The sequence below is a fragment of the Novosphingobium sp. MBES04 genome (assembly GCF_000813185.1).
GTDB classification, from domain to species: Bacteria; Pseudomonadota; Alphaproteobacteria; order Sphingomonadales; family Sphingomonadaceae; genus Novosphingobium; species Novosphingobium decolorationis.
Map to the genome: position 1 here is coordinate 1,473,442 of NZ_DF850489.1, position 17,269 is coordinate 1,490,710.

A 17,269-nucleotide genomic window follows, 5' to 3' on the forward strand; every position below is an offset into this window, starting at 1 on the left:
AACTAAGAGTTCAGGCCGCGTCCCCTAGTCGAGTGGCGCGCCGATTTCCAGACACCGTTTGACCCTGCGCAAAAGGTTATCCGCGTAACCCGGTATAAACCATTATCATCTAATTGCCTGACGTTCGGGTCGAATGGAGAACACGATGTTGGCAGAGGTCACGATTGACAGCGCGGAAAACAAGGCTTTTCGACGCTCGATCGAGGACATGGTGCGCAGCCAGCGCGCGGACGAAGCCGCCGATATGCTGCGGGACATGCTGACGGGCGTCTGCTCCGCGCAAGGCCCCCTCCCCGCCGAATTCCTGAACACACGGCCCGAAGCAATCTCGTTCACGGGCTGGAATCTCCTCGCCGATGCGATCTGGAAGCTCGACCAGTGCGGCGAGCCGGTCTCGGCCGTCAGCCTCGACCTCTCGCCCCACACCATCAGCGACGAGGACGGTGAGCCGGTCCTCGCCACCCGCTTCTTCTTCGACACCTCCTGGCCCTTCTCCGAATGCACCCGCGAGGAACTGCTCGAAGGCTTCAACGACTACGGATCAGCCTGGCACAACGACCACGCCGATGCCGAAGAGCGCGTGGTGGGTATCGACGGTCTTGGCACCATGGCCGATGCGCTGGCCGCGCTGCACATGGCCAACGCCGCGCGCGAGACACCCAACGCCACCGCCCTCCAGGCCGAACTGCTCGGCACGCTTTACATGGGCGTGCTGTTCCACCTGGCCGTCGAGGACAAGGCCCGCCGCACCGCGCTGCCGCGCCGCATGGCCCTCCTCGCGGTGAGCGAAAGCCCCTTCGCAGCCCTCTCCACCCCCGTCCTTGCCAATTGCGACGCGCCTGAAACGCCAAGCGCGCCGGAGCCCTACGATGGCGCCACAGGCTTCTCGGGAACTTACGACGAGGATGCCGAGGAAGAGGACGATTTCGAGAACGAGAGCGAAGACCACGCCGACACGATGGCCGCGCTGCTTTCGCCTTCCTATTCCGGCGACGCGCAAGGCTCCGCTCCGGGCGATGACCCGGAAGCCTGGCACCTCCCGCCACCGGGCATCCACACCACCGGCACGCAGCTGCGCCGCAAGCTGGTGACCGAGGAAAGCATCTCCGAACTCGCCGAATCGGCCCGTCCGGGGCTCCTTGCCCGCCTGTTTCGCCGTTAATAATCGCAAACAAACGCGAAACGGGGCATCGCTGGCGTTGATCCCTTCGCGTCTTCAGCGTAACGCCGCATGCAAATGAAGATACACACCCTGATCACGGACAGCGACGAGCTCGCCCAACTGTGTGACCGCCTGGCAAAGTCGGACTTTGTCGCGGTCGACACCGAGTTCATGCGCGAAAACACCTACTGGCCCGAGCTTTGCCTCGTCCAGATCGCCAACACCGAGGAAGCCGCCGCGATCGATCCGCTCGCCAGCGGCCTCGACATGACGCCGCTCTACGAGCTGCTCACGGACAACCACGATGTCCTCAAGATCTTCCATGCCGGCGGGCAGGACGTCGAGATCATCTTCAACGCGACGGGCAAGACCCCCTCGCCGATCTTCGACACCCAGATCGCGATGATGGCCATCAGCCAGTCGGAACAGATCGGCTATTCCAACCTCGTCGAATCCTGGCTGGGCCTGACCATCGACAAGGGCGCGCGCTTCACTGACTGGTCGCGCCGTCCGCTGACCGAGCGCCAGATCGAATACGCCATCGGCGACGTCACCCACCTCTCGAAGATCTTCCCCAAGATCCTCCAGCGCCTGATCAAGACCGGCCGCGGCATGTGGCTGAACCAGGAAATGGAAAAGCTCGCCGATCCGGACAATTACCGGAACGACCCGACGCTGGCCTGGCGCCGGATCAAGGCTGCCGGCCGCAATCCGCAGATGCTCGGCCGCCTGAAAGCCATCGCCGAATGGCGCGAGATGGAAGCGCAGGGCAAGAACATCCCGCGCGGGCGCATCGCCCGTGATGAGACGCTTGCCGATCTTGCCAGCCATCCGCCCAAGCAGCAGTCCGACCTCGCCAAGGTGCGCGGCCTCTCGCAAGGCTGGCGCGACAACGACATCGGCAAGCGCCTGATGAACACCATCGCCAAGGCCCAGCCGCTCGGCGACGACGAGATGCCCCCGCGCCAGCCGCGCGGCGCGCCGCTCGGCAAGGAAGGCGCGCTGGTGGCCGACCTCCTGAAGCTGCTCCTCAAGATCCGCGCGCGTGAGATCGACGTTGCCGCCCGCCTCCTCACCCGCAGCGACGAGTTGGAAATGCTCGCCTCGGGTGTGCGCAAGAACCTGCCGATCCTGGAAGGCTGGCGCTACGAGGTATTCGGCAAGGACGCGCTCGAGCTGGTCGAGGGACGCCTGGGCTTCGCCGTCGAGAAGGGCCGCCTCAAGATGACCCGGGTCAGTGAGGACGAGGAAATCTTCGCCTCCGCCGGCTCGGACGACGCGGTCGACGAGGAAACCGACGAGAGCGGGGACGACAGCGAATCATGACGGTCTACCAGCCGACACTGAAGCAGCTTCAGTATCTGGTTGCCCTGCATGAACATGGACATTTCGGCCGCGCGGCCGAAGCCTGCTACGTCTCGCAGTCGACGCTCTCGGCGGGCCTGCGGGACCTGGAAACCCTGCTCGACGTGACCCTTGTGGAGCGCACCAAGCGTGCGGTGCGCTTCACGCCGCTGGGGAACACGGTGGTCGAGAAGGCCCACCGCATCCTGCGCGAGACCGAGGAACTGTCCGAACTCGTCCAGTCGAGCGGCAAGCCACTCTCGGGCGAAGTGCGCATGAGCGTGATCCCGACAATCGCGCCGTTCCTGCTCCCGCGCATGTTGCCGCGCCTGCGCCGTGAACGCCCCAACCTCAAGCTCTTCCTGCGCGAGGAACCGAGCCAGGCCGCGATCGAATCGCTGCACCATGGCCGGGCGGACTGCGTGCTCCTGGCCCTCCCCTACCCTACCGGAGAGGTGGAGCAGGAGACGATCGAACTCGACGCCTTCTTCGTGGCCTTCCCGGCCGACGATCCGCGCGATCCGCCCCAGGAAGTGGGGCCCGACATCATCGATGAGAATCGCCTCCTCCTGCTGGAAGACGGGCACTGCCTGAAGGACCACGCGCTCGCCGCCTGCAACCGCCCCGAACTGCGCGCCTCTGCCACGATGATCGGGACCTCGCTGCACACGCTGGTGCAGATGGTGGACAATGGCCTTGGCCTCACGATGCTGCCCGAAATGGCGCTCGATGCAGGCATCCTCAACGGCACCAACGTAGTCGCCCGCCCGCTCATCTCGGCCAACGCGAACCGCGAGATCGCGCTCGTCTGGCGCAAGAATTCGCCCCGCTCGGACGAATTCCGGATGCTAGCGGATGAACTGCGCGCGGGCTGATCGCGCCTTATTGCCCCGCTGACGCAGCCTTGCCGCCGGTGAACTGAAGCGCAACGCAGCACAGGCTGATCGCCGCGCCCAGCGCGCACACGCCCGTCCAGCCCAGGTGCGTCCAACATGCCATGGCCGCCGCCGAAGCAAGTCCCCCGGCCACGAACATGGCGGTCATGTAGATCGTGTTGATGCGCGAGCGCGCCTCGGGCTTCAGTGCGAAGATCACGCTCTGGTTGGAGATCTGGCTCGACTGCACTCCGAAATCGAGCGCGATGACGCCCAGCATCACGCCCGCGAGCCCGTCCCACAATCCGAAGATCGCCCAGGAGACGAGCGAGATGCAGGCTGCAGCGGCAATCACCCGGTGCGGTCCGCGACTATCGGCGATGCGTCCGGCAAGCGGCGCGGCAAGAACGCCGACCACGCCCAGGATGCCGAAAAGACCCGCTACCTGCGGCCCGAAGCCGAAGCGCGCCTCCAGCCGGAAGGCCAGGATCGACCAGAAGACCGAGAACACGCCGAACTGGCAGCACTGGATCGCCGTTGCCCGCCGGAGCGCGGGAAATTCGCGCCAGAGCCCGACAAGCGAGCCGAGCGTTGCGCGGTAGCTCGTGCCAGCCGTTTCCGGCGCGCTGCGCGGCAGGCGCAGCGCCACCATGGCCGCCGTCCCGAGGGCAAGTGGCACCGCGATCCAGAACATGGCCCGCCAGCCAAGGTGCTCGGCCACGAACCCGGCAAGTGTACGGCTGAGCAGGATGCCGCAAAGCAGTCCCGCCATGACAACCCCGATCACATGCCCGCGCCGTTCGGGAAGCGCGAGGCTGGCGGCCATCGGGATGATCTGCTGGGCTACCGATGCGAAGATGCCCACCACCAGCGAGGCGATCAGGACAAGCGCGCCCCCCTGCGCCAGCGCAACACCCGCACAGGCCACGGCCAGTCCGAGACACTTCCACAGGACCAGCCCGCGCCGCTCGAACAGATCGCCCAGCGGGACAAGGAAAAGAAGGCCCAGCGCATACCCGATCTGGGTCGTCGTCGGCACATAGGCCACCCGCCAATCGGCAAGGTCGCCATGCATCTGCTCAAGCATGGGCTGGTTGTAGTAGAGATTGGCCACGGTCAGGCCCGCCGCCAGCGCCATCACGGCAACGACGCTCACCGACAGAGGCGCACGATGCTCTCGGGCAGGATGGGAAAGCGAGGAAATGGCAGGGCTCCGCGAACGTGCAGGGGCCAGGCAGGCCCGGGATCGAGGCCGAGCCCTAGGCCCGCCTCCCCTCTCGCCGCGAATGCAACGAACGCACGCCCTTGCGCGCGCGACGCATGTCGCGGACCTACGCGTCAGTCCATATGCTTGAGGCCGACGCGCAGGTAATCCCAGCCGGTGATGAGCGTCAGCACGGCCGCCCCCCACAAGGTGGTCAGGCCCACGGTATGCGGGATATTGATCGCCGCGCCAGCGAACGGCGTGTTCCACCAGGGCATCGCCTTGCCCAGGATCAGCGCGCCCAGCGAGATCATCTGGAACGTCGTCTTCCACTTGGCGAGCTTGCTGACCGGGATCGAGACACGCAAGGGGCCCAGGAACTCGCGCAGGCCCGAGACCGCGATCTCGCGGATGAGGATGACGAGCCCGGCAATCACGTGCATGTCGCCCACATAAGGCCCGCGCAGGATGCCCTGCGCCGTCAGGACGAGGATGACCGCCGCGACCATGATCTTGTCCGCAATCGGATCGAGGAAAACCCCGAGCTTGGAAACCGTCCCGCTCGAGCGCGCAAGATAGCCATCGAAGTAGTCCGTGATCCCCATCAGGCAGTAGAGCGCAAAGGCAAGCGCATAGCCCAGCACCCAGTCCGGCCACCACAGCAGGAAGGCAAGGAGCGGAACCGCGAAGATTCGCGAAAGGGTCAGGATGTTCGGAAGCGTCAGCATATGGGCTGCCCCATAGCCGGGAATGCGGGGCAGAATAAAGTGTTGATCGGGGGTTGCGGCCTCGGCCTGCCGCTTTAAGGATCCCGTCAACCCGAACGGTGAGAGACCGACAAGACCATTACATGACGCAATCGACCCAACTGCTCCGCGCGCGACGCTTTCTCCCCCTCTTCGTCACGCAGCTTCTGGGCGCGTTCAACGACAACCTGTTCAAGAACGCGATGGTCCTCTTCGTGGTCTACAGCGTCTACAACTCGGAGAGCTCCGAGGCGATCTTCAGCGCGGTGGCCTCGCTGATCTTCGTTGCGCCCTTCTTCCTGTTTTCCGCACTGGCCGGCCAGCTGGCCGACATGCGCGACAAGGCCACGATCATCCGGCTTATCAAGCTGTGCGAGATCTTCATCATGCTGGTGGGCGGGCTTGGCCTTGCCCTCGCGTGGCAGGGTATCGCCCTTCACACTGTGGCGATCCCGCTGCTCCTGGTGGCGGTTTTCGCCATGGGCGTACACTCCACCTTCTTCGGGCCGATCAAGTACGCGATCCTGCCCCAGCACCTCAAAAGTGAGGAAGTCCTCGCGGGCACCGGCCTCGTCGAAGCGGGCACCTATCTCGCGGTCCTGGCCGGTACGATCGTTGCAGGCTGGATCAGCGTCGATGCGGCGGCCATCGCGGTGATCGCGGTTGCCGTGATCGGCTATGTCTCGGGGCGCAGCGTGCCCCCAGCCCCGCCCATCGGCAAGATCGAGCCCCTCGATTTCCACCTGGTGCGGGCGCCTGCGCGCCTGATTCGCGCCACCATGAGCGACCGGCGGGTCTACCTTGCCGTGTGCTCGATCAGCTTCTTCTGGGCGCTCGGCACGATCCTGTTCATCCAGTTCCCGCCGCTTGCCAAGAACATCCTGATGGCCGCCAAGGAAGTGGCGAGCCTGTTCCTGGTCATCTTCTCCATCGGCATCGCCATTGGCTCGGTGACGATCAACGCGCTTCTGAAAGGCACCGTATCGGCGCGCTGGTCGCCGCTCTCGGTCATCGCGATGGGGGTGTGCCTGATCGGCTTCGAGCTCGTGTGCGAGGCCTGGCCCGCTTTCGAGGGGCCCGACGCGCTCATGGACGTGGGCACGTTCGTCGTGCAGCCGCTCGCGCTCCCCCTGATGCTCTCCCTCCTGGGCGTCGCCATTGCCGGGGGGATGTTCGTCGTGCCGCTCTACGCCTTTCTCACGACCTTCGTGGAAAAGTCGCAGACCGCGCGCACGATTGCCGCGAACAACGTGGTCAATTCGGGCGCCATGGTGCTGGGCGCGGGCGTGGCCATGGCGCTCAATTTCTTCGGCATGCCCATCGTCAAGCAGTTGCTGGTCGTCGCGGCTGCCTGCCTCGCCTCGGCCTGGCTGGGTTACCGGCTCTACCGCGCCGAACTCGCCGCGCGTTAGAGAATGAAGGTAAAGATCGCGAGGAACGAGGCGCAATAGGCCGCGAGGAACTGCTGCCAGTCGCCGCCTCGCATCTTCCAGCGCCGCGCGGCCAGCGCCTCGTCGTCCACGGCAGGGCGCAGGTGCGGCGGCACTTCGAGCACATGGGCCGGAAGGGAGCGGCGAAACGGGTGCCCGGATTGTTCGCTGGAGAGGACCAGCGCGCGACGTTTCTGGGTTCTCATGCCGCAAAGTTAGCTAACGGTTAGTTAACTATCCAGACCAAAATGGCGCGCTTCCCACTTCGGGACGAAAGTCTCCCGACGTGGCAGCCTCACGCGGGAGTGCGCACGAAAAAGGGGCAACCTTGCGGTCGCCCCTCTTCGTACTGGCGCAAGGCTTGGCCTTGGCCTTATCGTGGTCTTGCCGTCAGACCCGGTCGCCCACGGCACCCTTCACCTTGCCGACGCCCTGCTGGACTTCGCCCTTGCGCTCCTGCGCCTTGCCCTCGGCCTTCTGCTCGGGATCGTTGCGCGCATCGCCTGCGGCCTGCTTGGCGTTACCGGCGATCTCGTTGCCCAGACCCTTGATCGTGTCCTTCAGTTCACCCATGATAACATCTCCTTGTTTTTTCGGCACTTACCTGCCGATCTTACACAAGGACAACAGCTCGACCGGGCGGTTCGTTCCCGCCCCGCCGACAAGGCGAGCCTTACGTGAGACAACTGGACAACCCGGTTGGACCCACTCCAGTCACGTGTCAGCCGCCCGCCATTTCCAGGATGTGCGCCCATTCCTCGGGCCGGACCTCGCCGACCGAGAGCCGCGACAGCTTGACCAGTTCCATGTCGGCGAGCGCCGGGTCGGCCTTGATCTGCTTGAGCGTGACGCTGCGCGCCAGTTTGCGCACCGGCTTCACCTTGACCGCGGCCCACTTGCCCTCGGGGTCGCTCGGATCGGCAAGTCCCGCGACGCTCACTTCGACGATCCCCACGATCTCGCGTCCCTCGTTCGAATGGTAGAAGAACGCTTCGTCGCCAACTTCCATCGCACGCAGGTTGTTGGCCGCCCGGTGGTTGCGCACACCGTCCCACGTCCCCTCCCCCTCGCGCACCAGGTGGCGCCAGCCATAGGCATCGGGTTCGGACTTGAGGAGCCAGTAGCGCTTTGCCATCGTGTGCCTTTCCGTTTCGACTAAGGGCTTCAAAACCTTTACAGCGGCGGCATAGACGATTCTTGATGGAAATATGCAAGACATGGACCTCGCCAATATCCCCGTTCTGAGCCTCGAGGCCGACCGCGACGATCTTCCCGCCCGTATCGGCGAATCGTTCCGCACCTTCGGTTTCGCCATGATCCGCGATCACGGCATCGATCAGGAGCTGATCGACCGGGCATGGGCCCTCACCCGCGAATTCTTCGCGCTGCCCGAAGAGACCAAGCGCGCCTACCACCTGGCCGGCAAGGCCGGTGCGCGCGGGTACACCCCGTTCCGCACCGAGGTCGCCAAGGGCGCGACCGAGAAGGACCTCAAGGAATTCTGGCACGTCGGACGCGACCTTCCCGAGGGCTCTCCGCTGGCCGACAGCATGCCGCCCAACATCTGGCCCGGCGAAGTTGAAGGCTTCGAAGAGACCTTCAAGACCCTGTTCGCCCGCTTCGACGCGGTGGGCGCAGAGATCCTCTCGGCTATCGCTGTCCACCTCGGCCTCGATCCGCGCTGGTTCGATCCGGCCATCGACGATGGCAATTCGGTGCTGCGCCTGCTCCACTATCCGCCCGTGGCCGAAGGCGCCGGCGGGGCCATCCGCGCCGGGGCGCATGAGGACATCAACCTCATCACCCTGCTGCTCGGCGCCGAGGAAGCCGGTCTGGAGCTTCTGAGCAAGGATGGCGAGTGGCTTTCGGTCGCGCCGCCCGAAGGCGCGATGGTCATCAACATCGGCGACATGCTGCAGCGCCTGACCAACAACGTCCTGCCTTCGACCACGCACCGCGTGCGCAATCCCGAAGGCGAACGCGCCAGCTACAGCCGCTATTCGATGCCCTTCTTCCTGCACCTGCGCAGCGATTTTCCCTTCGTGACGCTTCCGCAATGCATCAGCGCGGACAATCCCGACCAGTATCCCGATGTCATTACCGCAGACGACTATCTTCAGGAGCGCTTGCGCGAGATCGGATTAAAATACTGAAACGGATAACAATTAGCAAAATCCTGAAGTGAGCGTCCGAGGTGATTTAACCAAAACTTCAGGGGATATCCCTAGAGCTTCCGCTTCCGACGAATTCAGGGAGCTCTGGCTTTGAACGCCAAGGTCACGACGACCACAGACATCAGCGACGACATCCCGGGCAGACGCACCGTGGATGTCGTCGCGTTCGGTATCGTGACATCCGCGATCCTGCTGTTCACGGCGACCGGCAGCGTGATCGGCCCCGACATCGTGCGCGCGCTGATGGGCCAGAGCCCGAGGCCCGACCAGTTCGTCCTCAACGCCTTTCTTCTCAACATCGCGATCATCATCTTCGGCTGGAGCCGTTACCGCGAGCTCAACGCCGAACTGGCCGTGCGCACGCGCGAGGAAGCTGCGGCCCGCCGCCTGGCCGAAACCGACCCCCTGACCGGGTTCCTCAATCGCCGCAGCTTCGGCATGCGCGCCGATGTCATGATCGCCAAGGCCCGCGAGAGCGGACGTGCCGTGGCGCTGATGATGATCGATCTCGACAACTTCAAGCAGGTCAACGACTTCAACGGGCACGCCGCAGGCGACCAGTTGCTGCGCCAGTGCGCCGCGCGCATCCGCGAGGTGGTCCCCATCGGCAGCGCCATCGCCCGCATCGGCGGCGACGAGTTCGCCATTGCTATCGAGTACGCCCCTGCCCAGAGCGGCCACGTCGACCGCCTCGCCGAGATCCTTCTCAGGCAGCTTGCCCGCACCATGCGCGTGGGGGCACAACGGCCGACATCACCGGCTCGCTCGGGCTTGCCTCCACCGCGCGCAGCCACCGCGCCGCAGAGCCTGCCGACGCGCAGGTCCTGCTCGAATATGCGGATGTGGCGATGTACCACGCCAAGCACCAGGGCCGGAACTCCTTCTCCTGGTTCGAACCGCAGATGGCCGAGGAACTGCACCTGCGCACCGAGCTGGAGGACAAGATCCGCCGGGGCATTCCCGCTGGCGAGTTCGTTCCCTATTACGAGCGGCAGATGGATCTGGGCACGGGTCGCCTGTGCGGCTTTGAAATGCTCGCGCGGTGGCAATCCCCGGATCTGGGCCTCGTCTCGCCCGACATCTTCATTCCGATTGCCGAGGATATCGGCGCCATCGCCGAACTCTCCGAAGAGCTCATCCGACAGGCCCTCCAGGACGCAAAGGGGTGGCCCCGCGAGCTCACTCTCTCGGTGAACATCTCCCCGCTCCAACTGCGGGATCCCTGGTTTGCCCAGAAACTTCTGAAACTTCTTGTCGAATCGAGCTTCCCGGCCGAGCGCCTGGAAATCGAGATCACCGAGAGCTGCCTGCACCAGAACGTAGGACAGGTCCGCTCGCTGCTGACCAGCCTCAAGAACCAGGGCATCAAGGTCAGCCTTGACGATTTCGGAACCGGTTTCAGTTCGCTCGCACAGCTGCGCAGCCTGCCCTTCGACCACATGAAGATCGACCGCAGCTTCATCGAGCGGATCGATACCGACATGGACGCCGCCACCATCGTACGTGGCATCGCGATGATGGGCGAAGGCCTGCATCTTCCGATCACGGCCGAGGGCATCGCCAATGTTCACGTCCTCAACGAACTGCGCAAACTTGGCCCGGTAAAGGGCCAGGGGCACTATTTCGGTGCGCCGCGCCCCGCTTGCGACCTCGGCGACTGGATTAGCGCGGGAACCGCCCCGCGCGGTGGAAGCGTATCCGCGACCCCGGCTGGCCTGGAGCGCACGCCAAGGACGCTCGACCTCGAGACGACGACCTCGAACGAAAGTCGCCGCTCCGGCCGCGTCTGAACACCCCCTATGACCGGGGGCGCCGTCGCACGTCTCTTAATCTGAGGGCTGGACCAATCCTCCCGAAATACCTAGATCGCAGCCCATGCGGATCGACTTCATCAAGATGCATGGCCTGGGCAACGATTTCGTGGTCCTTGACGCGCGCAGCCAGCCCTTGCCCGCCATCGACGGGTCCATCGCCAGTGCGCTTGCGGACCGTCACACCGGCATCGGCTGTGACCAGCTGCTGGTGCTGGAGCCGAGCACTTCGGCCAATTTTCGCATGCGCATCTTCAATCCCGACGGCAGCGAGGTGGAAGCCTGCGGCAACGCCACTCGCGCGGTCGGCCTGCTCCACGGCCAGAGCGCCGCGATCGAGACCCTGGGCGGCATCGTCCACGCATCGCCCGCCGAAGCCGGGATCTCGGTCGAGATGGGGACGCCCCGCTTCGACTGGGACGCGATCCCCCTCGCCTACGCGATGGACACCCACGCCATGCCCGTCGCCTGGGAGGAACTGGTCAACCCCAGCGCCGTCAACGTCGGCAATCCGCACGCCATCTTCTTCGTTCCCGATCCCTACGCCATCGACATGGCGCGCCTCGGCCCGCTGATCGAGAACGACCCCATCTTTCCCGAGCGGGTCAACGTGAACGTCGCCGGGATCACCGCCCGCGATGCCATCACCCTGCGCGTATGGGAACGCGGTGCCGGCCTCACCCGCGCCTGCGGGACGGGAGCCTGCGCCACGGCGGTTGCGGCCATGCGGCGCGGACTTGTCGACCGCTCGGTCAAGGTCTCGCTCCCCGGCGGCACGCTGCGCATCGACTGGCGCGAGGACGGTGTGATCGTGATGACGGGCCCTGCTACCGAAAGCTTCCGCGGTTCGTTTGCAGCCGCCGACTTCGGCTTTCGTCCGGTGGACGAGACCCGCGCTTGAGCGTCGAAGTCCATTCGCTGGGCTGCCGGCTGAACCTGTCCGAAAGCGAAGAGATGCGCGCGCTGCTGCGCGAGGCGGACGATCTTGTCGTCATCAACTCCTGCGCGGTCACCTCCGAGGCCGTGCGCCAGACGCGCCAGGCGATCCGGCGGGCGCGACGTGCCCGCCCCGACGCGCGCATCGTCGTGACCGGCTGCGCCGCCGAAGTCGAGCGCGAGGCCCTGGCCGCGATGCCCGAGGTCGACGGCCTTGTCGCCAACACCGCCAAGCTCGACCCACGCGCCTGGAACGTACCCGCGCCCTCCCTACCCGAACGCCGCGCGGCCTACACCCGCGCCTTCGTCCAGGTGCAGAACGGCTGCGACCATTCCTGCACTTTCTGCGTGATCCCGCAGGGGCGCGGAGCCAGCCGTTCGCGCACGATTGCCGAGGCGCTGGCCGACGTTGCCGTCCACCACGAACGCGGCGTACAGGAAGTGATACTGACCGGCGTCGATCTCACCTCCTGGGGCGAGGACCTCGACGGTGCCCCGCGCCTTGGCGAGCTGTGCGCGGCCATTCTCGAACGCTTCCCAGAACTTCCGCGCCTGCGCCTGTCGTCCATCGACGGGGCCGAAGTCGATCCCGTCCTGTTCGAGCTTCTCGCCGGCGAGCCGCGCGTCATGCCGCATGTGCATCTCTCGCTCCAGCATGGCGATGACCTCATCCTCAAGCGCATGAAGCGCCGCCACAGCCGCGCCGATGCCGTGAGGCTGGTCGAGAGCCTGCGCGCGCGCCGCCCCGAGCTTGCCGTGGGCGCCGATCTCATGGCCGGTTTTCCGACCGAGGACGAGGCCGCGCACGCGGCCAATCTCTCGATCATCGCCGAGCTCGGCATCGTCCACGGCCATGTCTTCCCCTTCTCCCCGCGCCCGGGCACGCCCGCCGCGCGCATGCCGCAGGTCGAGCCTGCGCTGATCAAGCGCCGGGCCCGTGAATTGCGCGAGGCGGTGTCGAAAGAACGTGCGCGCTGGCTTGCCGCGCAGGTCTCTCGCCCGCTATGGGTTCTCGCCGAAAAGGATGGTACCGGCCACGCGGAGAATTTCGCACGGGTCCGGCTGCCAGACGGGACCGTGCCCGGCACCGTGCTGTGCCTCACGCCCGCCAACGTGATCGAAGGAATACTGGAAGCATGAGCGACACCACCCCACCTGCCGGAGGGTCCGCCACGCCGCAGGATGGCGACTGGTCCGACCGGCTCTTTGGCGGGTTTCGCAAGACCTCCGAGCGCCTGAGCGGGAACCTCGCCGGGATCGTGGGCGGCAATCGCCTGACCGACGCGCAGCTCGACGACCTGGAAGACGCGCTGATCATCTCGGACCTGGGACCGCGCGCGGCCGCCCGCATCCGCGAACGCCTTGCCGAGGAACGCTTCGAGCGCGACGCGGATGAGCGCGCGATCATGGAAGTGGTCGCGCGCGAGATCGCCGACATCCTGCGCCCCGTCGCCAAGCCCCTCGACATCGTCGCCTTCCCGCGCCCGCAGGTGATCCTCACCATCGGCGTCAACGGCTCGGGCAAGACGACGACCATCGCCAAGCTTGCCCACCTCTTCCAGGAACAGGACTACGCGGTCATGCTGGCCGCGGGCGACACCTTCCGCGCGGCCGCCATTGGCCAGCTCGCGGTCTGGGCCGAGCGCCTCGACGTTCCCATCGTCAAGGGCCCCGAGGGCGGCGATCCCGCCTCGGTGGTGTTCGATGCGGTCAAGGACGCGACCGAGGACGGCACCGACGTCCTGATCGTCGACACCGCCGGACGCCTCCAGAACAAGCGCGAGCTGATGGACGAGCTGGCCAAGATCCGCCGTGTGCTGGGCCGCCTCAACCCGGCTGCCCCGCACGATGTCGTGCTCGTGCTCGATGCCACCAACGGGCAGAACGCGCTCGCCCAGATCGAGACCTTCAAGGAAGTGGCCGGCGTCACCGGCCTCGTCATGACGAAGCTCGACGGCACCGCGCGCGGCGGCGTCCTCGTGGCCGCGGCCGAGCAGTACGGCCTTCCCATCCACGCCATCGGCGTGGGCGAGAAGATCGATGACCTTCGTCCCTTCGACCCGGACCTCGTCGCCCGCGTCATTGCAGGTATCGCGTAATGGAAAGCCCGAAGGCACCGCAGGACAGCGCCACTACGGCCGAAAAGCCCAAGTCGAGCTGGATCAACCTGGTCGTCGATTTCGGCCCGCTTCTCGTCTTCTTCCTGACCTACCGCCACTTCTCGCCCGAAGAGAGCGGCGATGCCATTGGCACGGTCTCGGCCGTCATCAAGGGCACCATCGCCTTCATGGGCGCAACCGTCGTGGCGCTGGGTGTCTCCAAATGGCGCCTGGGCAAGGTTTCGCCCATGCTCTGGCTGACGACGACGCTGATCCTGGGCTTCGGCACGCTCACCGTGATCTTCCGCGAGGCGATCTGGATCCAGCTCAAGCCGACCGCGGTCTACCTGATGTTCTCGGTCGTGCTCTTCATCGGACTTATGAAGGGCAAGCCGATGCTCAAGTACCTGCTCCAATCCGCCTTCGAAGGGCTGAACGAGGAAGGCTGGATCAAGCTGTCGCGCAACTGGGCCTGGTTCTTCCTGGTCCTGGCCATCGCGAACACGGCGCTGGTATACACCGTCAGCTTCGATGCCTGGCTTCAGGCCAAGCTCTGGGGCTTCACGGTCGCCTCGTTCCTCTTCACCTTCTCGCAGCTTCCCATGGTGCTGAAGCACGGCATGGGCGAGACCGAAGCGCGCGAGGACCTTCTCGACAACCCGCCGCACGACTGAGCGCAGCAGGGCATCACCCGGTCAGGGCGCGCTGCTGTCGCGCTCCAGCCGGGTGCCGCGCATGGAAAGCGTCTGCTTGAGCAGCTCGCCCAGCGCCCCCAGGAACATCAGCCCCGAACCGGCGATGAACATCCACACGCCCGCCGTCTGCCAGGCGGCCATGGCGGGCAGGAACAGCACACTCCCCACCACGAAGAGCAGGTTGCCGACAAGGCCCACCGCGATGTGGAACCAGCGAAAATCGTGAACGAGCGTGCGTAGGAACTGCATGGCGCGAAACCCTAGCGGGCGCGCCCGAAGCTGTCAGCCCGCACCGCCTCAGGTGGGAGCCGTCACCAGGCCCAAGGCAAGCGCATACTGCGCACCGGCAAAGACCGCGTGGTTGAGCAGCATGAGCGCGATCCGGCGCCCCTGGTCGGGCGTACGCGATGCGAACAGGCCGCCCCCCAAGGCCGGTGTCAGGACGCACAGCCCTGCGAGCGTGCTGAGCGCGAAGCCGATGAGAATAAATGGGCCCACCTTCGGCGCGGCCAGGAAATCCTCGCCCCAGACCAGCGGATAGACCGCCGCGTATACAAGGCCGACAAGATAGTGGAAGCTCCAGCCAAGCGCGCGTTCGCCCCGGCTTGATATCTCGAACCCAGCGCTCGTGTGGACCATTCGTCCGGCGGGCAATCCGACGAGCCATTGCCCGACCAGGCCCCAGTCGGCACCGGCAATGCCGAACCAGCGCCGCAGCTGCCGCGCCCAGACGTCGAGCGCAACGGTCGCACCCAATCCGACCACGAGCGTGAAGGTCAGCGCCGTTTCCACTGCCCCGGTCAGATTTCCAGCTGGCTGCCGAGTTCGACCACGCGGTTGGTGGGCAGGCGGAAGAACACCATGGCGCTCGCCGCGTTGCGCATCATCCAGGCGAAGAGACGTTCCCGCCAGATCGCCATGCCCGGCTTTTCCGAGGCGACAAGGGTCTGGCGCGAGAGGAAGAAGCTGGTCTTCATCATCTCGAAGGGCTGGCCGCACATCTGGTTGTGGGCAAGCGCTGCGGGAATGTCGGTTTCCTCCATGAAACCGTAGCGCAGGGTCATGCGGTAGAAGCCCTGCCCCAGATCCTGCACCGAGTAGCGCTCTCCCGATTCGACGTAGGGCACATCTTGGACTTCGACGGTCAGCACCACCACGCGTTCGTGCAGCACCTTGTTGTGCTTGATGTTGTGGAGGAGCGCCGAAGGCACGCCGACGTTGCTCGAGGCCATGAAGATCGCCGTGCCCGGCACGCGGGCGGCGCTGCCGTGGGCGCTCTTGGCAAAGACGTTGAGCGGAAGCGCCGCCTCGGTCATGCGATCACGCATGAGGCGGCGGCCCTTGTTCCAGGTGGTGAGGAGCGTGAAGGCCACCGCACCGATCAGCAGCGGGAACCAGCCACCGTCGGGGATCTTGGTCGCGTTCGCGGCGAAGTAGGCGCCGTCGACCACGAAGAAGGTCACCGCAACGGGGATCGCGATCCACAGCTTCCAGCGCCACAGCACGATCAGGAGAACCGTCATCAGGCAGGTGTCGATCAGCATCGCACCGGTCACCGCGATACCGTAGGCCGAGGCGAGGTTCGAAGAGTTCTGGAAGACCAGCACCAGCACGATCACGCCGATCATCAGCGCCCAGTTCACGAAGGGAATGTAGATCTGGCCGACCTCGTGCTCGGAGGTATGGCGGGTCGAAAGGCGCGGGATGAAGCCCAGCTGCATGGCCTGGTGCGTGATCGAGAAGGCGCCCGAAATCACCGCCTGGCTGGCGATGAAGGCGGCGGCACTGACCAGGATCACGAGCGGCAGGCGCAGCGATTCGGGCGCGAGATTGAAGAACGGGTTCTCCATCGCAAGCGCGGCCTGCGCATCATCGAGGCTCAGGATCATCGCGGCCTGCCCGAAGTAGTTGATGAGCAGGCACGGCATCACGAAACCAAACCAGGACAGGCGCATCGGGCCGCGTCCGAAGTGGCCCATGTCCGAATAGAGCGCCTCGGCTCCGGTCACGGCCAGCACGACCGAACCCAGCGCGAGAAACCCCAGCACCTTGTCGGTGAGGAAGAACTGGATCGCGTACCACGGGTTCAGCGCGACGAGCACCTCGGGCATCTGCACGAGGTGGTAGATGCCCAGGACCGCGAGGATCGTGAAATAGGTCACCATGACCGGGGCGAAAAGCGCACCGACCTTGGCCGTACCGCTCTTCTGAAGGACGAACAGACCCACCAGCAGGATCAGCGCGATGGGCATGACAAAGGGCGCGAGGTTCGATTGGACAACGGTCAGGCCCTCGACCGCGGAGAGCACGGAAACGGCGGGTGTAATCATCGAATCGCCGTAGAACAGCGCCGTTGCGAACACGCCGAGCATGACGATAAGCCCGCCATAGCGCGACTTCTTGATCGCACCGGAGATGAGGGCAACGAGCGCGAGACTGCCACCCTGCCCCTTGTTGTCCGCGCGCATGAGAATGCCGACGTACTGAACCGCCACGACAAGCGTCATCGACCAGAAGATCAGGCTGACCACGCCCAGGATGTGCAGTTCGTCGATGGCCAGCGGATGCGGGCCCACGAACGTCTCGCGAAACGCGTAGATCGGGCTCGTGCCGATATCGCCGAAGACGACGCCGACCGCGCCGAAGGCGAGCTTCGCGACGTTACCGGTGGAATGGCCGTGGGAACCGGATTTTCCGGCATCGGACTGCTTCGCGGCACCCGGCGCACTTGCCGTTCCACCGCCATTCATATCCGTAGTTGCATCACTCATTCGTGCGCCCCGTCATGGACTA

General features: G+C 65.3%; 18 protein-coding genes and 1 pseudogene. 11 read left to right on the forward strand and 8 right to left on the reverse strand.

The window, feature by feature from the left end; all coding sequences use genetic code 11:
- Positions 1-145 precede the first annotated feature (145 nt).
- From MBENS4_RS20325 to MBENS4_RS20335, 3 genes are all read left to right on the forward strand, one after another.
- A complete protein-coding gene (locus MBENS4_RS20325; RefSeq protein ID WP_039394157.1) occupies positions 146-1,162 on the forward strand; it encodes a hypothetical protein in 1,017 nt (338 codons plus the stop codon).
- Between the two features lie 75 nt (positions 1,163-1,237).
- Complete coding sequence (gene rnd / locus MBENS4_RS20330) at positions 1,238-2,488, forward strand: ribonuclease D (RefSeq protein WP_039394159.1); 1,251 nt, start codon at positions 1,238-1,240, stop codon at positions 2,486-2,488.
- Positions 2,485-3,381 (forward strand): hydrogen peroxide-inducible genes activator, encoded by an 897-nt coding sequence (locus tag MBENS4_RS20335; protein ID WP_039394162.1) that lies wholly within the window; start codon positions 2,485-2,487, stop codon positions 3,379-3,381. The genes rnd and MBENS4_RS20335 overlap by 4 nt, the downstream gene beginning before the upstream one ends.
- 7 nt (positions 3,382-3,388) lie before the next feature.
- Here MBENS4_RS20335 and MBENS4_RS20340 read toward each other — a convergent pair whose 3' ends face one another.
- Complete coding sequence (locus tag MBENS4_RS20340) at positions 3,389-4,537, reverse strand: MFS transporter (RefSeq protein WP_242405030.1); 1,149 nt, start codon at positions 4,535-4,537, stop codon at positions 3,389-3,391.
- Positions 4,538-4,719: 182 nt separating this feature from the next.
- Complete coding sequence (gene pgsA / locus MBENS4_RS20345; RefSeq protein ID WP_039394165.1) at positions 4,720-5,313, reverse strand: CDP-diacylglycerol--glycerol-3-phosphate 3-phosphatidyltransferase; 594 nt, start codon at positions 5,311-5,313, stop codon at positions 4,720-4,722.
- A gap of 122 nt (positions 5,314-5,435) precedes the next feature.
- Between pgsA and MBENS4_RS20350 the strand changes: the two genes are divergently transcribed.
- Positions 5,436-6,743: an MFS transporter gene (locus tag MBENS4_RS20350; protein WP_039394167.1), complete on the forward strand. Its 1,308-nt coding sequence runs from the start codon at positions 5,436-5,438 to the stop codon at positions 6,741-6,743.
- On the opposite strand, the gene MBENS4_RS20355 is transcribed toward MBENS4_RS20350, so the two are convergent.
- From MBENS4_RS20355 to MBENS4_RS20365, 3 genes are all read right to left on the reverse strand, one after another.
- On the reverse strand, positions 6,740-6,967 hold the full coding sequence (locus MBENS4_RS20355) for a hypothetical protein (protein WP_039394168.1): 228 nt from the start codon (positions 6,965-6,967) through the stop codon (positions 6,740-6,742). The two genes, MBENS4_RS20350 and MBENS4_RS20355, sit on opposite strands and share 4 nt — an antisense overlap.
- Before the next feature lie 184 nt (positions 6,968-7,151).
- Positions 7,152-7,334, reverse strand: coding sequence for a CsbD family protein (locus tag MBENS4_RS20360; RefSeq protein ID WP_039394171.1), 183 nt, complete (start codon positions 7,332-7,334; stop codon positions 7,152-7,154).
- A gap of 148 nt (positions 7,335-7,482) precedes the next feature.
- Positions 7,483-7,896 (reverse strand): EVE domain-containing protein, encoded by a 414-nt coding sequence (locus MBENS4_RS20365; RefSeq protein ID WP_039394174.1) that lies wholly within the window; start codon positions 7,894-7,896, stop codon positions 7,483-7,485.
- Between the two features lie 82 nt (positions 7,897-7,978).
- Here MBENS4_RS20365 and MBENS4_RS20370 point away from each other — a divergent pair, with 82 nt between their 5' ends.
- From MBENS4_RS20370 to MBENS4_RS20395, 7 genes and pseudogenes are all read left to right on the forward strand, one after another.
- Complete coding sequence (locus tag MBENS4_RS20370) at positions 7,979-8,914, forward strand: isopenicillin N synthase family dioxygenase (RefSeq protein WP_039394176.1); 936 nt, start codon at positions 7,979-7,981, stop codon at positions 8,912-8,914.
- Between the two features lie 459 nt (positions 8,915-9,373).
- Positions 9,374-9,619, forward strand: a pseudogene (locus tag MBENS4_RS26960) (GGDEF domain-containing protein); the annotation flags it as partial.
- Positions 9,620-9,783: 164 nt separating this feature from the next.
- A complete protein-coding gene (locus MBENS4_RS26965) occupies positions 9,784-10,725 on the forward strand; it encodes a putative bifunctional diguanylate cyclase/phosphodiesterase (RefSeq protein ID WP_052322573.1) in 942 nt (313 codons plus the stop codon).
- Positions 10,726-10,810: 85 nt separating this feature from the next.
- Positions 10,811-11,647, forward strand: coding sequence for a diaminopimelate epimerase (dapF, locus tag MBENS4_RS20380; protein ID WP_039394179.1), 837 nt, complete (start codon positions 10,811-10,813; stop codon positions 11,645-11,647).
- Complete coding sequence (locus MBENS4_RS20385) at positions 11,644-12,822, forward strand: MiaB/RimO family radical SAM methylthiotransferase (RefSeq protein WP_039394181.1); 1,179 nt, start codon at positions 11,644-11,646, stop codon at positions 12,820-12,822. The genes dapF and MBENS4_RS20385 overlap by 4 nt, the downstream gene beginning before the upstream one ends.
- Entirely contained in the window at positions 12,819-13,781 is a 963-nt protein-coding gene (ftsY, locus tag MBENS4_RS20390) for a signal recognition particle-docking protein FtsY (RefSeq protein WP_052322574.1), read from the forward strand. Before MBENS4_RS20385 ends, ftsY begins: the two co-directional genes overlap by 4 nt.
- Positions 13,781-14,455 carry an inner membrane-spanning protein YciB gene (locus MBENS4_RS20395; protein WP_039394184.1) on the forward strand — a complete coding sequence of 225 codons (675 nt, stop codon included), beginning with the start codon at positions 13,781-13,783 and terminating at the stop codon, positions 14,453-14,455. The genes ftsY and MBENS4_RS20395 overlap by 1 nt, the downstream gene beginning before the upstream one ends.
- A gap of 21 nt (positions 14,456-14,476) precedes the next feature.
- Here MBENS4_RS20395 and MBENS4_RS20400 read toward each other — a convergent pair whose 3' ends face one another.
- From MBENS4_RS20400 to MBENS4_RS20410, 3 genes are read right to left on the reverse strand one after another with little or no spacing between them, the layout of a single operon-like run.
- Positions 14,477-14,725: a YrhK family protein gene (locus MBENS4_RS20400; RefSeq protein ID WP_052322575.1), complete on the reverse strand. Its 249-nt coding sequence runs from the start codon at positions 14,723-14,725 to the stop codon at positions 14,477-14,479.
- Between the two features lie 48 nt (positions 14,726-14,773).
- Positions 14,774-15,268, reverse strand: a complete 495-nt coding sequence (locus MBENS4_RS20405) for a DUF2938 family protein (protein ID WP_039394187.1) — start codon at positions 15,266-15,268, stop codon at positions 14,774-14,776.
- Positions 15,269-15,276: 8 nt separating this feature from the next.
- Positions 15,277-17,247, reverse strand: coding sequence for a potassium transporter Kup (locus MBENS4_RS20410; RefSeq protein ID WP_084592262.1), 1,971 nt, complete (start codon positions 17,245-17,247; stop codon positions 15,277-15,279).
- Between the last annotated feature and the right edge of the window lie 22 nt (positions 17,248-17,269).